We start from the raw sequence: 14,409 nt of genomic DNA on the forward strand, positions 1-14,409 counted from the left end.
GTGTATCTCCCTAACTCTTTTGTGGACAGATTCCTTCGTGAGCCTGTCCACAAAGAAGGCAAGTCAGGTTTTTATCCAGAAGTTCTAATTCTTCCTCTTTGAGAAACCTCTTTTTTACCCGTTTGTCCTGAATCCAGGGCCATCTGGCAATTTTCTCTGCAAAGGGGATATTTTCGATCATGCCACCTTCAAGACCGGTGTATTCTCTTTTTTCCATGACCTCTTCCTCCTTTGCTAATCTTCACCAAGATAGGCTTTTTTAATCCTCTCGTTGTTGAGCAAAGCGCTGCCCTCTCCCTCAAGTACTATAGTTCCCGTCTCAAGTACATAAGCGTAATCCGCTATCTCAAGCGCTGCTCTTGCATTTTGCTCAATGAGCAGAATGGTTGTTCCCTGATTATTTATTTCCTGAATGATTCTAAAAATTTCTTTTACCAACAAAGGAGCAAGCCCCAAGGATGGTTCATCCATCATCAGCAAACGCGGACGAGACATTAAAGCACGAGCAACGGCAAGCATTTGCTGTTCCCCACCGCTCAGGGTTCCACCTTTTTGATGAATTCTTTCCCTTAAGCGGGGGAAGATTTGAAAGACCCATTCTAAATCCTTTTTGATTTCATTTTTATCTCTACGTGTGAAGCTTCCCAGTAAAAGATTTTCGATGACGGTCAAATTGGGGAATATTCTTCGCCCTTCGGGAACCATAGCAATACCGCTTTCCACTACTTGGTGCGTTGCCTCACGAGTAATTTCCCGACCATTGAATATAATTTTCCCTTCCCGAGCTCGCACCAGGCCAGTTATCGCTCGCAAAGTGGTGCTTTTTCCTGCTCCATTAGACCCAATCAGAGTCACTATCTTGCCTTCTCCAACCTCCATGTTAATACCCTTCAGGGCATGGATTCCGCCGTAAAAAACATGAAGATTTTCTATTTTGAGCACTGTTTTGTTGTTATCCATCTCAAGCTTCCGCTCCCAGGTAGGCTTCGATTACCCGTGGATTTTTCTTGATCTCCTCAGGACTTCCTTCCGCTATTTTAATTCCAAAGTCCAGAACAGCAATGCGTTCGCAAATCCCCATAACCACCTTCATATCGTGTTCAATGAGCAGGATGGTAAGCTTAAAGTCTTTGAGAATTTGCTTGATAAAACGCATCAGCTCTATCGTTTCCTGGGGATTCATGCCCGCCGCAGGCTCGTCAAGCAGGAGTAGCCTGGGTCGAGTCGCCAGTGCTCGAGCAATTTCCAGCCTCCTTTGTTGTCCATATGGGAGTGCACTGGCTTGCTCGTGGGCCAACCTGTGAAGATTGACTGCTTCCAAAAGCCTCATAGCTTCCGCTCTTATCCGCTTTTCTTCCTGCCAGTAACCGGGCAGAGAGAGCATGGGTGCAATGAAGGAACTCTTAATACGCACATGAAAAGAGACCAGTACATTTTCAAGAACGCTCAAGTTACCAAAAAGTCTTATATTCTGAAAGGTTCTGGCAATGCCCAGTGCTGTTATTCGATCCGGACTCATACCAGTTATATCTTTTCCCTCAAACAACACTTTTCCTCTGGTCGGTCTATACTGCCCGCATATCATATTGAAGACAGTGGTTTTCCCCGCTCCATTCGGCCCGATCAGACCGACCAGCTCTCCGGGGTATATATCGAGATAGAAACTGTCAACAGCTGTTAATCCTCCAAAAGTTATGGTCAAATCCTGCAAGGAAAGCAGTGGCATATTTTCCCTCATGGTCTTTTTCTCCCTTTTAGCCAATCAAACACCATTTGCCAGGAAAGTTCCTGGTTTCCAAAAAGCCCTCTTCGATAAAAAATCATCAGCACTACCAGCAAGGCAGCAAAAACCACCATGCGCATTCCCGGTATGCCCGGGAATGTCCAGGGACCAATAGTGTGGGGTGCTTCCACTTCCCTCAGTAACTCCTGCATAAAAGCAAAAATTACTGCGGTTATGGTAGAACCAGTGATACTCCCCAATCCTCCCAATACAATTATTATAAGCAAGTTGAAAGTCATGGTGAAGGTGAACAACGTAGGTGAAACAGTGCTGATCAACGTTACAAAGAGACCACCAGCCACACCTGCAAAAAATCCACTGATGGCAAAAGCCATCAATTTACTGCGAAAAAGATTCACCCCCATGGCTTCAGCGGCTATTTCGTCCTCGCGTATCGCTTTTAGGGCCCTCCCATAACTGGAATTGACCAAACTTTTGATTACGAAAACTGTCCAGAAAGCCCATCCTGCCGTCCACCAGAGGTTGGTATATTCAGGAATGCCTTTGATACCCAACGCTCCGTTGGTAAGAGGAATCAGGTTATTAGCAAGAACAACCACAATTTCCCCGAACCCGAAAGTTGCAATCGCCAGGTAATCTCCCCTGAGTCTCAGAGTAGGAACACCGATTAAAAGTGCGAACAAAGCTGCAAGCAAACCACCTATGAAAAGCGCTACTACAAAAAAATAAGGAGGAAAGCTAAAGGCACTAAAAGGCCAAATAAGAGGTTTCAAAAAATAGACCTGCTGTTTTTGAGCTATCGGTAGCATCAGGAGAGCTACTGTATAGCCTCCTATAGCCATAAACGCATTGGGGCCAAGCGAAAACTGACCGGTTATGCCGTTTATGAGGTTATAGGCTGAAGCAGCCACTATGTAAATACAAGCAGTGTTGAAGACTCTTATCAGGTAACTGTTAAGGTTATTTTCCGCGAGCCATATTCCCAAAAGTAACAACCCGAAGAGACACAACGTCAAGAAGAGATTGATTCTGGTATCTCTTTCCATTTTTAGACTTTCTCCCTCTGTGCTTCGCCCATTATGCCGCCAGGTTTAATGAGTAAAAAGATAATTAAAATGGTAAACACGAAGGCATCACGATATCCACTCAAATGGGGGAAGAAAGCCACAATCATTATCTCGGATATTCCGATGATAAACCCGCCTATCATAGCACCCACCACATTACCTATGCCGCCTACGACTGCTGCTGTGAAGGCTTTCCACCCCGGAAAGACACCCATCAAAGGGTTTATCTGAGGATACTTAAAGGCCCACATTACTCCTCCAGCCCCAGCCAGAGCTGAACCCAGAGCAAAGGTGTACATTATAATTTTATCCACGTTAACTCCCATGAGTCTTGTTGTTTCCAGGTCCTTAGCTACAGCTCGCATAGCCATGCCCATTTTGGTCTTATAGACAATGTAAAAAAGGAGTATCAAAATAGCGACGCTGATAAGGGGCACCCAGAAGGTTACTCCCTGAATCCTTGCTCCAGCAAGCATATAGATATTTTTCATCAAAGGCGGTCTTGGAAAACCCTTGGGTCGAGCACCTACTGTCACCAAACCCAGGTTTTCGATAAAAAAGGAGACTCCTACCGCAGTTATCAAGGCTGATATGCGTGGAGCGTTGCGCAGTGGGCGATAGGCAACCCTCTCTATGCTCACCCCTACCAGCGCACATAGCGCAACCCCAATAATAATGGAAAGCCACCAGGGAAGCATAAATATTACCATCATGAAGAAAGCAAAATAAGTTCCCAACATGAACACATCGCTATGGGCAAAGTTAATGAGCCCCAGGATGCCATATACCAGGGTATAACCTATAGCTAAAAGCGCATAAAGGCTTCCCAGAGACACTCCGTTCATCAATTGTTGCAAAAATACTGTACCCGTCATTTGAAATCTTCCTCATCATCTGCAGAGGGTTGGCCAGAAGCTGGGCCAACCCTCTGGTATTTGTGTGGGAATCTGGGTGTCAGTACGGAACTACCGTCTTGACAAATTTGAACTTGCCGTCTTCGACCTTGCGCACTACCACCGGTTTCACAGCATCACCGTTTTCTATATGGTCACTTTCCCAGTTACCACATCGAGATTCTCGGTATCCTCAATGGCATCCCGAATGGCAACCGGGTCTACCTTACCTGCTCTCTTAATAGCATCGAGCAGAATCAAGTAAGTATCTGCTCCCAGTGCTCCGAACATATTGGGATCTTTTCCATATTTCTCGCGGTAAAGATCGATGTACTTCTGTCCTACCTCGTTCAAACCTTTAGTGGCATCCCATATGGCGGTGTGATAAATCCCTTCCACGGCTTCACCGCCGATGCTGAAAAGCTCCGGAGCATCCGCACCGTCAGCAGAGAGGATAATACCCTCAAAACCCAGATCTCTGGCCTGACGGCAGATAAGAGCTATCTCAGTGTAATAGTTAGGAACGTACAAAATGTCTGGATTCGCATTCATTATGGTGGTCAGCTGGGCAGAGAAGTCCTGATCACCGGTTTTACAATACTGCTCAGAAACGATGGTTCCACCTCGTTTGGTAAACTCTTCTTTAAAGAAATTTCCCAGGGCAACACAGTAGTCCTGAGCTACATCGGAAAGAATTGCCGCAGTGGTCGCATTGAGATCCTCAATGGCAAACTGTGCCGCAGCCGCGGCCTGGTAAGGATCTAAAAAACAGGCCCTGAAAACAAATTTTTTCCCCTGAGTCACCAGAGGATTAGTCGCGGTTGCCGAAATAACTGGTATCTGCTTTTCTTCGCAAATAGGGCCTACAGCAAGCATGCTACCGCTTATAGCTGGTCCAATCATAGCCACTACCTTTTCCTTGTCGATTAACCGGGTTGCTGCGTTGGCTGCTTCCACTTTATCGCTTTTGTTGTCCACCAAAACGAGCTCCACCTTTTTACCCAGAACTTCATCGCCAACGATTTCTTTAACCAGGTTAATCCCTTCCCATATCATCTGGCCATAGGCTGCGACAGCACCGGTCATCTCAAGGTTGGCGCCAATACGTATGGTCTCCTGAGCGCTGGCAAAAGCTACTGAGAATGCCAAGAGCAGGACCAGGAGTGTTGCAAACAAAGCTTTCTTCATGCATAACCCTCCCTTTCTAATATATTTTAGCTACACTAATCAAAAAGCTACTCTATAATTGCTTGCTTGTCAACAAATAGCGATGTAAGGAGGTGTGAATATGTTCTTTACGCCTTTCCATTATAAAATAAAATTTGGTGAAAATTTGCTAACTCGGTTCCTCAACCAGGGAAGGAGCTGTGGAGGTGGTGAAGACCTTGTTGCCATGGGGTAAATTCGCTGCCTCTTTTCTCGCGGTTAAAAATTATCTTGCCAGGACTCTTGCGTCTTTTAAGCCCAAAGAGAACCTTACTCAGGAAGATTTGGAACGCAGCTTCAAATATATCATTAAAGATGGTATCGCATCCCAGGCTATGGCAACTTTGACGGGAGGTATTTTCCTCACTGCTTTTGCTCTACGTTTTGGGGCCAATAATACTTTTATCGGTATATTGGCTGCACTACCTGCACTGGCCAACCTGATACAAATTCCCTCCATATACTTGGTGGAATGGTTACGCAACCGCCGACTTATTTGCGTTGTATTTTCACTTCTGAGTAGATCAATGCTTCTTTTTATTGTTTTTTCTCCCTTTCTGGAGCAGAACGTTCTTTCAGTAATTATGTTCGCTTTTGCTCTTCATAACCTGCTGGCAGGTGTTTCGGCCTGTAGCTGGAACTCCTGGATGCGAGATCTCATTCCTCAAAAAGTAATGGGTACTTTTTTTGGAAGAAGACTTAAATTGACTTTCACCGTTGGCATCGTCTTAAGTTTTCTGGCCAGCTGGTACATAGACTTTTGGGGGAAACGCTTCTCCGCTCTCACTTCACCGCTTTTAACCTTTGCAGGGTATCCGCTGCTTTTTCTAACAGGTACTATCGCAGGCCTATGGGGCGCCGTTTTTCTTACCAGGACCAGCGAACCTTTGCTTAAGTCGGCAAGGACCACTCTGTCATTCATAGATTCCCTTCGGCAACCTTTCAAAGATGATAATTTCAGAATTCTTCTCTTTTTTACCGGCCTATGGAATTTTTCCATCAATCTGGCGGCACCCTTTTTCACCGTTTATCTTCTGCGGAGGCTGGGTATGGGGCTAACTATGGTAATGGTACTCTCGATTGTTAACCAGACAGCGAGTATGCTCTTTTTTGAGTTATGGGGACGTATTGCTGACCGCTGGAACAATAAATCAGTGCTCAAAGTCTGTGGTTTCCTGTTTCTTTTCTGCATCCTGGGCTGGACTTTCACCACTCTTCCTCAGAAACATCTGTTGACGCTGCCAATTCTTTTCATCGTCCACTGCTTAAGCGGGGTAGCCTCTTCGGGCATAACTCTTGCCCAAAACAATATCGGTATGAAGTTGGCTCCACAAGAGAGGGGAACTTCTTATCTTGCCATGATGAGCCTGTTAAGTTCCTTCACTGCTGGAGTTGCTCCAGTTATCGGTGGTAGCTTTGCAGACTTCTTCACCAGCTACGAGCTTTCCATCCGCGTGACTTTCAAAACACCTTTTAAAAGTTTTGGCGTTCAGCCCTTCAGTATAGAAGGTTGGGATTTTTTCTTCCTTTTCGCTTTCATACTGGGATTTTTTGCAATACGCAAGATTTTACCGAAAGTAAAAGAAGAAGGAGAAGTTAGCTCCAGAATACTCCTCCAGGAGCTCTTTGGTGAAGTGGGTAGAGGTCTGGGGAGCTTTTCTACGCTCTCTGGACTGCGCTTTATCTGGCAGTGGTCAACCAGTATCTGGAAACGTTAACCATTCTTTTTTTATCGCTATTGTAATATCGAGTTTTATTTAGTAACTTATTGAAAAGCAATGTGACAGCACACTTTAGGAGTGGGAGGGCTTTATGAACAAACGAGATCTTTACGAAACCAGGCTCAAACGCTATGTGAAAGCCATGCGCAATGAAAAGCCAGACATGGTCCCGATACGTCCTTTTGTTGCCGAGTTTACTGCTAAGTACGCTGGCTTTAGTATTCAAGAAGCAACACATGATTACAGAGTGGCTTTTGAAGCCTGTCGAATATGCGCTCGAGACTTTGACTGGGATGCTATGGTACCCAACATGATTTACGTCTGGACAGGTCTTACCCAGGCGATGGGCGTTACCTACTATGGCATCCCGGGGATAGATATACCTCCGGAAACTGGCTTTCAATATCGGGAACCCCCGGAAGAAGAAGCCTTTATGAAACCCGAAGAGTACGATGCTCTTATAGAAGACCCAACAGGGTATCTTCTTAACGTGTGGTTTCCCAGAGTTTCTCGCTTTGTCAAGGCACCGGGAGAGCCCATTGACGAACGTCACAATCTGGCTTTTCTGCGAGGCGGCATGGCCATGATGCAATACTTCCAGGCTCTTTCGGATCTGGCTCGAGAGTTTCGCGAAGAGTTGGGTATAGTGCCAGCTATAAGTGGCATCCTTAAAGCACCACTGGATATTCTGGCTGACAAACTTCGAGGTTACTATGGGTTGGTCACTGACCTTCACGAACGTCCACAAAAAGTTCTTAAGGCTTGTGAGGCACTGATGCCTCATCTTTTGGAGGTGGCCCTTTCTGGAGCAGACCCCGAAAAAAATCTACCCATAACTATCTGGATGCATCGTAGTTGTGTTCCTTTTATTAATCCCGAACACTTCTCTAACATCTTTTGGCCCACTCTAAAGCCCATTCTTGAGGAAATATGGAAGCGAGGACATCAGGTACTTTTTTACGCTGAAGGTAACTGGGACTACCACCTGGAAACTTTTAGGGAGCTCCCGCCGGGAAGTATAATTTATCATGTTGATCGAGGAGACATCTTTAAGGTGCATCAGGTTCTTGGCGACCGTTTCTGCATCAGTGGAGGCGTTCCCAACGATTTGCTTGCTTTTGGCAGTCCCGAGGAAGTTAGAGCCTGTGTAAAGAAAATCATTGATAACGTAGCGCGAGACGGTGGTTACATAATGGATGCTTCAGCCATTATCCAGAACGATGCCAAAATAGAAAACATTAAAGCGATGACCGATTTCACCAGAGAATACGGTCAGTATTAGAAGGAGGGATGGCAGTGGAAAATCGCAAAGCAGGAAGTACTCTTCCCTGGGAGGAGTTTCGCAAAACGCTTCCCGAAAAAATCCAGGGAGATGAAGAAGTGGTTCGCAGAATATGGGAGGAAGTTGACTACTTGCCCTGGCTTTTCATTTGGCATGTACTGGTCTCTTTTTAAAAGTCGATTTTTACCAAAAGGATGGTCTTAAAAGAAAAATGTCCTGGCGCACGAGAATTTTATGTTTGTATGCTATCCTTTTTGTCGTAGCCGCGCTACTGGCGGTTGTCGCCTTTCCTCTGGATTTGCCTTACATCAGAGAAAGCATCCTGAAACTGACCACCCTGGGAACCTGCCTGGTGGTGACTGTGCTTACTTTTTGGCGTTCGTTGCCCATCGGGATTACGCTTCTTTCTCACGGAATGGGATTGATCGCTCTTTCTTTCTGGATAGGCATCTGGAGCGTTGTGCGTGACTTTCCGCCACTGGCTGCACATCTCGCCATTTATCCACCTGGTGCTCTGGGCATTGTTTTCATTTTTAGGGTGTTTTCGAGGTTTCTCCCCCTTTTAATGGAACAGGCTCATTTGGACTCTTTAACCGGCCTTTACAACCGCCATTACCTCTGGACAAAACTCCGTGAATACGCACGCAAGAAACAGAACGTCTGCCTGGTCTTGCTGGACCTTGATGGACTAAAAGGGGTAAACGACCATTATGGCCATCAGATGGGCGATGACGTCCTAAAGAGACTGGCTTCCCTTCTCCGTCAGGAAATACGTACCAAGGACCTTGCTTTCCGTTACGGGGGAGATGAATTCATCGTTATTTTTCCGGATACAACCTTGAAAGATACCCAAGCAATTATAGAGCGCTTACGCAAAAGGGTTGACGAAGATCCTTTTCTCTCCCCCTTGGAGGTTTCTTTTTCCTACGGTACAAGCAATTTAAGAGAAGTTCGCAACCCCGAAGAAGCACTAACAGCCGCCGATAAAAATATGTACGAAGAGAAGAAAGCCAAGCAAGCCATTCGAGCTTTATAGGCTCTTCGAAAGCTCAAAAAACGGCTGGCTGGTTGTATCCGAGGTCTGTTATTTCGAGTTTGTAATAGGTAAAGTCTCCACTTTCCAGCTTCCAGCCTACCTCGCCTTTTGCGGGAATCCTGATCCCTTCAAATGTCTTATGAGCTTCCAGTTTCGCTGAGTAGTCTTCCAAGCTGTAACGCCTGTTCCTGGTCATATATCTTTTGCAGGAGAACCCGACGACATCACCGCTTTCATCAAAACTGAATACTGTTTGCGCTGTTATTCCACCGTAAGTCATGGTTGCCCTGGCTGAATAATCATCAATTGCTTGCCACTCTATGTAATCACTCAAGGCTGCACTTGGAAACCATACTATTTCGCCAAGGTAGCGCAACATTGTACCCTGGTCTATCTCCTTACCCCGCGCATTAACAACGTTTATAAAAGCAAGTAGTTTGATAAGCATATTGCCTTTTCCCTCGAAATATTTGTCTCTGCCCACCAGGAATAAAAAGAGGTTGACTTTGACCCTAACCTTCCATACGAATCCTGGCCTATCTACTGTGAAGTATTGCTCTGCCTGGGCAAGCATCCAGGGCTGTTTTTCCGTAGTTCTGATTAGACCCTTTTGTCTCAACCTAACTGCAAATGTTTTTTCTCTGCCAACTATGTTTGCTTGCTTCAACCATTTTTGAACAGGTTCAGGTAGTCCCTCCAGATCTTGTTCGGTTACTATTTCTGCCTTCCCGGTTCTTTTTTGCTTAAATAGCTCTTTCACTTCACTGGTTACTTTCCAGTTAAAAAGCAAACTACCGACAATGGAAAGTATTACTAATGAGATAAGTACTGAGCCAATTATAATCAGTATGATTTTCAACAGTTTTGTCCTCGCTTTCAATTAAAATTGGAAAAAACATTTTTGCGTTGTAAGTTAACAGAAATAGCTAAAACCACTTCTTCAGCTTGAAATAGAGAAGCATAAAGAAACTGACCAGGGCCATTACTCCCAGAACGGTAAAGTAACCCCACTTCCACTTAAGCTCAGGCATATACTCGAAATTCATTCCATAGATCCCTGCTATGAAAGAAAGCGGTATAAACAAGGTTGCGATTATAGTTAAGACTTTCATAACCTCGTTCATTCTGTTATTGACGCTGGAAAGGTAAACGTCGAGGATGCCCGAAAGCATATCGCGAAATGTTTCAATACCTTCTATGATTTGAATGACATGGTCATACACATCGCGAAGATAGGCGCGTGTAAAGTCCTGAAGTAAATTCGAGCCACTTCTTTCTAAAGAAGCCACCAGCTCCCGCAATGGCCACAAAGACTTACGAAGAAAGGTACAGTTTGTCCTCAGCTTGTGGATGGACCTGAGTATCTCAACGCCTGGAGCGTTTACCAGTCCTTCCTCAATTGCATCCAGCTTTTCTCCAAGCATTTCGAGAATTACAAAGTAACTATCAACCACGGTATCCAAAAGCGCATAAGCAAGATAATCTGTCCCTTTCTTTCTTATTACCCCTTTGTTGTTGCGAATTCGCTCTTTAATCGAACCAAATATGTCTTTATTTGTTTCTTGAAAAGAAATTAGAAACCGCGGTCCTAAAATGAGGCTAATCTGTTCAGCTTTAATGGTTTCTTCTTCCTGGTCATAGTAAATCGCAGGAAATACCAGAAAGATGTATTGTTCGTGGTCTTCCATCTTGGGTCTCTGATTTACGTTGACGATGTCTTCCAGAACCAGTGGATGAATATCAAAATGCTTCCCCGCCTCTTCTACAACGCTTATTTGGTGTACGCCATCCACACTTATCCAGGTGACGGTGAAGTTCTCTTTTAAAGGCAAGCAATCTGCGATGTTTTCTACCTGTCTTTCCTCGAAGGTTTCGGCATTATAGGCCATAATAGTAATGTTTACTCGTTCGCTTTTTTCTTCGCCAGTGTGCACCAGGGTTCCGGGTGGCAAACCAGGCTCTTTACGCCGTATAGTGTGCCAGGTCAAGCTTCCTCACTCCCTTACGATGGGGTCGGATCGAAAAAATTTGCCCTCTTGGCTTTAGATTTCAAACCGGTTTTTTTCGTAATTGGCTACCAGATATTTTTGACCTTTCTTTATCACCTGGTGTCCTTCGTCCTCAAGAAGCCTTTTCTGGTGTTCCACCCCTCCGGGATACCTGGGATTTATCTCACCGTTCGCTTTGAGAGTCCTCCAGTAAGGAGTGGTATTTTCTTCCCCTTCGTTTTTCGCCTCTTCAGAAGCATGAGCAGCAATCCAGGCAAAAATCCCGGTGGTTATCGGGCAGGCAATAGTCACCCCATGCTTTTTAGCAAGGAACTGCCTGATCTGGTTGATGATTATCACTTTCCCCAGAGGGACTTTTCGCATCACCTCATCAACTTCCAGTGGTGAGGGTATTACCATGGTATCGCCAGGTCGTGCACCCCAGCGGGCAGCTACTTTACCACTAACCTGCACTATTTTGGGAAGGTCTTTTTTATCAGCGAGCTTTTCCCGCCAGGATTTTCGTTTTTTAATCATGAACTTCCCCCCCCTTGCGCATCAAAAAAACAGTATAACAAACTTTGTTTTCGAAAAAAAAGCCTCTTTAAGCAATAGCCATACAAGGCTTGGTGTTTGGCTGCCTGGACCAGTTTTCACCTCCTAAAAATGGAGAGCAAAAACAGTATTCCCACCAGAGAAATCAGAAACCACAAAGTCCTGGTTATAAATTTCTTCGCTACCACTTTCTCGTAATACCTGCGTGGCCCTATGTTCAGAACCAGGGTTGCTACAAGGCCTCCCACCATGAGTCCAACTATGTTTTCGAACATCAGGGTAAGAGGGCTCAGGATTTCCTGAAAATTCTTAACCAGCATTATTCCCACTACCACCGCAGGAGGTAACAACGCCGCAGCGATAGCAACACCAGCAGTGCTTTCTGGTATCCCCTTAGAAAAAGCGAACATTGAGGCAAAACCAAGAAGTATAGCTGTAAAAATATTGATATGACTTGAATCCATTCTGGTAAGAATTTCAGGAGTCAAAGCAAGGTTCACGAAAGCAGAAATTACCAGGGTTATCAAACAGGAAAAAAGAATGGCTATCAACACTAAAACAAGCAGATTTGCCAGACTTCTGAATGCATACTCAATTTTTCCAACTGCAGTGTTCACCGCAAATGCATATATTGGCCCCAGCAGAGGAGAAAGGAGCATCGCTCCAATAATAACGGTAACATTGTTCATAAAAAGACCGGTGAGAGCTATTATCCCAGCAATTGAAGTGAGAATTATTTTGCCATAATCCAGCTTGATATAGCGCTTGGTCTCGTCAATGAGCTTTTCAACGGGTGTCTCTTCTTCCGTTTTAAATTTCTTTTCTGCTTTTTTGAGAAACGAAGAAACCACAAAGTCGGGAGACGATACTTCAAGCAACACCTGTTTGTAACGGAGGTCCATGGATTCCTGCAGGGTATCAACCAGTTTGTTGAGTTCCTCGTCTGGTACATAAAACACCATCTGCACTGCTCCGTTACTTTCCTCTAAAAAGCAAACGGCATCCTTAAAGAGAGACTTTATTCTGGAGAGGTCTGGAAAGTCCTCCTTCCGGGCTCTAACAGTTACCTTTTTCATCGATTGTTACGCACAGAAAAAGCCTCCTAAATTCAAATAACGGCCTCCCTTTTTAATCTTCAGTCATTAACACCTGAAACCGGGACAAATCAAAGGGGATTAAAGCTTATTCCTGTGGTGCATAGTAGCACCTTTTTGGCGAATAAATTTTTCCTTCCTCCTTCAGTTTTTTGATTATGGCGCTCACTTCCTTGCTATCAATGCCTGTGGCTTTGGAAATATCTCCAGGCCTTACCGGTTTCCCATGGTTTTTCATGAAGTCAAGAACTGCCTTTTCTTTCTCCTGCACCGAACAACGCCTCCTTTACAAATTTTATAAGACGACGGATATCCTTCGAGACGATTTTAAACTAATTATAAACTAATATGTCCGGCCAAATTCCCTTCTCATAAGGGCATCCGACATCCACTTTAACAGCTTATATTATCGTACGCATTTTTTGTATCTGGAATGGGTTTTAAAGAACATCTGATTTCAGTTTAAGTTTTACAGGGAGTATTGCTGCATCTCCTTCATCCAGGGGTCGCTCTCTTTCAACCTGGCAATAGTACAGGCTAACGTCCCTGAAAAGTAGACTTCCACTCCGTCTTTTTGGGGTGGGGCATTCCATATAAAAATTGGATTAGCAAGGTCAGATGGAATTACGACCTTTGGCTTTCCTGAACCAAAGTCGATCCTATAAACGGGGAACCTGGAAAAATTGTTAATATGAAACACAGTTGGCTTCTTTGAATACATAGCTGTTACATCAAAGGGGAACAGAGGCAGGCGGTGCGAAAATACATTAAGGGTTAGTTCTAAAAATCTCTCAAGTTCTCTGGAAGGGTTCTGGAGGATTGGCTTCAGCGTATTCCTTATAACCAAGGCTATCTCCTCTATGCTTGCATCTCCAGGGAAAGAAGGGGTTGGAACGACTACCGAGGCATTTCCTACAAAGTTTGCTGGAAGGCTGGCAAGACGGCATCGACAGTCGACGACAGTTAACTGAACACATTCTGTAGTGTGACTGTAACCATAGAGCTTCATACACATTTTGGAAAGCAAAGCAGAAAGCGCGACATTAGTACTAACCTGATGGCCCATCTTTTGGGCTATCCGGTTTTTGATCTCTGCCAAGGCTTTTTTAGAAAAATAAAAAGGTCGGCTTCTTTTATTCACCGTACCCAGAACAAATTTAGGCAAAACTCTGGTGATAAAAGAAAAGGTGGATATACTCTTCCACCCAGAGCTAACTGCAAGTTGCTTTATTTCCTCTTTACTGAGAACCGTTGGCCCAGGGAAGAGCGATTGATCCAGAAGAGGCTTCTCAAAATCTTCTTTTCTGCAAATCTTCCCCCAGTTTTCCATCATGGTGTAGAAACTACGTCCATCCATACAGGCATGAGCGCACTGTACGCCTAAAACAGAAGCATCCCTAAGCCTTGCAACTTTCACAGTTAATAAAGGATCGATACCTCGTTTTATTCTGGATGTTGCAAGTGGAGTAGAAAAATGTTTTATTAGATCGCTATCTTTACTTTTTTGCAGGCTATGCAGAGAAATTCCAGGTTCATTGACCACTGTAAAAGGGATTCCCTGATTGGTGAGATAAACGCCAATACCATCCTTTATCCTACCGGAGAGATGTGGGTAGTAGCCGAGCAGTTCTTTCAATCCTTCCTTCATGTTTTCTATGTCCAGTTGGGAATCGAATATCCATATGCCCCGGATTATCATGGAAAGACAGCTTCGGTCCAGAAAGGAGAATTTCCATACCGGCAAAGAATAAAAGCTTTCTTTTGCTTTGATGTACTCAGTAGTTGAGTTTGCTCTCACTCAAATTTCTACCCCCTTATCCAAA

General features: G+C 44.6%; 16 protein-coding genes. 4 read left to right on the top strand and 12 right to left on the bottom strand.

Annotation, left to right across the window (positions count from 1 at the left end):
• Nucleotides 1–10 precede the first annotated feature (10 nt).
• The 6 genes from ACKTT1_RS04730 to ACKTT1_RS04755 form a co-directional block, all read right to left on the bottom strand.
• Nucleotides 11–217 (bottom strand): hypothetical protein, encoded by a 207-nt coding sequence (locus tag ACKTT1_RS04730; protein ID WP_412710366.1) that lies wholly within the window; start codon nucleotides 215–217, stop codon nucleotides 11–13.
• Nucleotides 218–234: 17 nt separating this feature from the next.
• Entirely contained in the window at nucleotides 235–960 is a 726-nt protein-coding gene (locus ACKTT1_RS04735) for an ABC transporter ATP-binding protein (protein WP_412710367.1), read from the bottom strand.
• Nucleotide 961: 1 nt separating this feature from the next.
• Nucleotides 962–1,738, bottom strand: a complete 777-nt coding sequence (locus ACKTT1_RS04740; RefSeq protein ID WP_412710368.1) for an ABC transporter ATP-binding protein — start codon at nucleotides 1,736–1,738, stop codon at nucleotides 962–964.
• The gene (locus ACKTT1_RS04745) at nucleotides 1,735–2,790 is read right to left on the bottom strand and encodes a branched-chain amino acid ABC transporter permease (RefSeq protein WP_412710369.1); all 1,056 of its coding nucleotides are present in this window, start codon (nucleotides 2,788–2,790) and stop codon (nucleotides 1,735–1,737) included. Before ACKTT1_RS04745 ends, ACKTT1_RS04740 begins: the two co-directional genes overlap by 4 nt.
• Before the next feature lie 2 nt (nucleotides 2,791–2,792).
• The gene (locus ACKTT1_RS04750; RefSeq protein ID WP_412710370.1) at nucleotides 2,793–3,686 is read right to left on the bottom strand and encodes a branched-chain amino acid ABC transporter permease; all 894 of its coding nucleotides are present in this window, start codon (nucleotides 3,684–3,686) and stop codon (nucleotides 2,793–2,795) included.
• Between the two features lie 165 nt (nucleotides 3,687–3,851).
• The gene (locus ACKTT1_RS04755; RefSeq protein ID WP_412710371.1) at nucleotides 3,852–4,892 is read right to left on the bottom strand and encodes an ABC transporter substrate-binding protein; all 1,041 of its coding nucleotides are present in this window, start codon (nucleotides 4,890–4,892) and stop codon (nucleotides 3,852–3,854) included.
• A 185-nt stretch (nucleotides 4,893–5,077) separates the two neighbouring features.
• Here ACKTT1_RS04755 and ACKTT1_RS04760 point away from each other — a divergent pair, with 185 nt between their 5' ends.
• From ACKTT1_RS04760 to ACKTT1_RS04775, 4 genes are all read left to right on the top strand, one after another.
• Complete coding sequence (locus ACKTT1_RS04760) at nucleotides 5,078–6,628, top strand: MFS transporter (RefSeq protein ID WP_412710372.1); 1,551 nt, start codon at nucleotides 5,078–5,080, stop codon at nucleotides 6,626–6,628.
• Nucleotides 6,629–6,722: 94 nt separating this feature from the next.
• Complete coding sequence (locus ACKTT1_RS04765) at nucleotides 6,723–7,913, top strand: uroporphyrinogen decarboxylase family protein (protein WP_412710373.1); 1,191 nt, start codon at nucleotides 6,723–6,725, stop codon at nucleotides 7,911–7,913.
• Nucleotides 7,914–7,927: 14 nt separating this feature from the next.
• Nucleotides 7,928–8,086, top strand: coding sequence for a hypothetical protein (locus ACKTT1_RS04770; RefSeq protein WP_412710374.1), 159 nt, complete (start codon nucleotides 7,928–7,930; stop codon nucleotides 8,084–8,086).
• Nucleotides 8,087–8,124: 38 nt separating this feature from the next.
• A complete protein-coding gene (locus tag ACKTT1_RS04775; protein WP_412710375.1) occupies nucleotides 8,125–8,949 on the top strand; it encodes a GGDEF domain-containing protein in 825 nt (274 codons plus the stop codon).
• 13 nt (nucleotides 8,950–8,962) lie between these two features.
• Here ACKTT1_RS04775 and ACKTT1_RS04780 read toward each other — a convergent pair whose 3' ends face one another.
• From ACKTT1_RS04780 to ACKTT1_RS04805, 6 genes are all read right to left on the bottom strand, one after another.
• The gene (locus ACKTT1_RS04780; protein WP_412710376.1) at nucleotides 8,963–9,808 is read right to left on the bottom strand and encodes a DUF6544 family protein; all 846 of its coding nucleotides are present in this window, start codon (nucleotides 9,806–9,808) and stop codon (nucleotides 8,963–8,965) included.
• Nucleotides 9,809–9,875: 67 nt separating this feature from the next.
• Nucleotides 9,876–10,937 (bottom strand): magnesium/cobalt transporter CorA, encoded by a 1,062-nt coding sequence (corA, locus tag ACKTT1_RS04785; protein ID WP_412710377.1) that lies wholly within the window; start codon nucleotides 10,935–10,937, stop codon nucleotides 9,876–9,878.
• A 54-nt stretch (nucleotides 10,938–10,991) separates the two neighbouring features.
• Nucleotides 10,992–11,474 (bottom strand): hypothetical protein, encoded by a 483-nt coding sequence (locus ACKTT1_RS04790; protein ID WP_412710378.1) that lies wholly within the window; start codon nucleotides 11,472–11,474, stop codon nucleotides 10,992–10,994.
• 116 nt (nucleotides 11,475–11,590) lie between these two features.
• Nucleotides 11,591–12,568: a TIGR00341 family protein gene (locus tag ACKTT1_RS04795; protein ID WP_412710379.1), complete on the bottom strand. Its 978-nt coding sequence runs from the start codon at nucleotides 12,566–12,568 to the stop codon at nucleotides 11,591–11,593.
• Between the two features lie 106 nt (nucleotides 12,569–12,674).
• Complete coding sequence (locus ACKTT1_RS04800) at nucleotides 12,675–12,857, bottom strand: MarR family transcriptional regulator (protein ID WP_369017271.1); 183 nt, start codon at nucleotides 12,855–12,857, stop codon at nucleotides 12,675–12,677.
• 198 nt (nucleotides 12,858–13,055) lie between these two features.
• On the bottom strand, nucleotides 13,056–14,384 hold the full coding sequence (locus ACKTT1_RS04805) for an acyltransferase (RefSeq protein ID WP_412710380.1): 1,329 nt from the start codon (nucleotides 14,382–14,384) through the stop codon (nucleotides 13,056–13,058).
• Nucleotides 14,385–14,409: the final 25 nt, after the last annotated feature.

It is taken from the genome of Atrimonas thermophila, from assembly GCF_045864955.1.
Lineage (GTDB): Bacteria > Atribacterota > Atribacteria > Atribacterales > Thermatribacteraceae > Thermatribacter > Thermatribacter velox.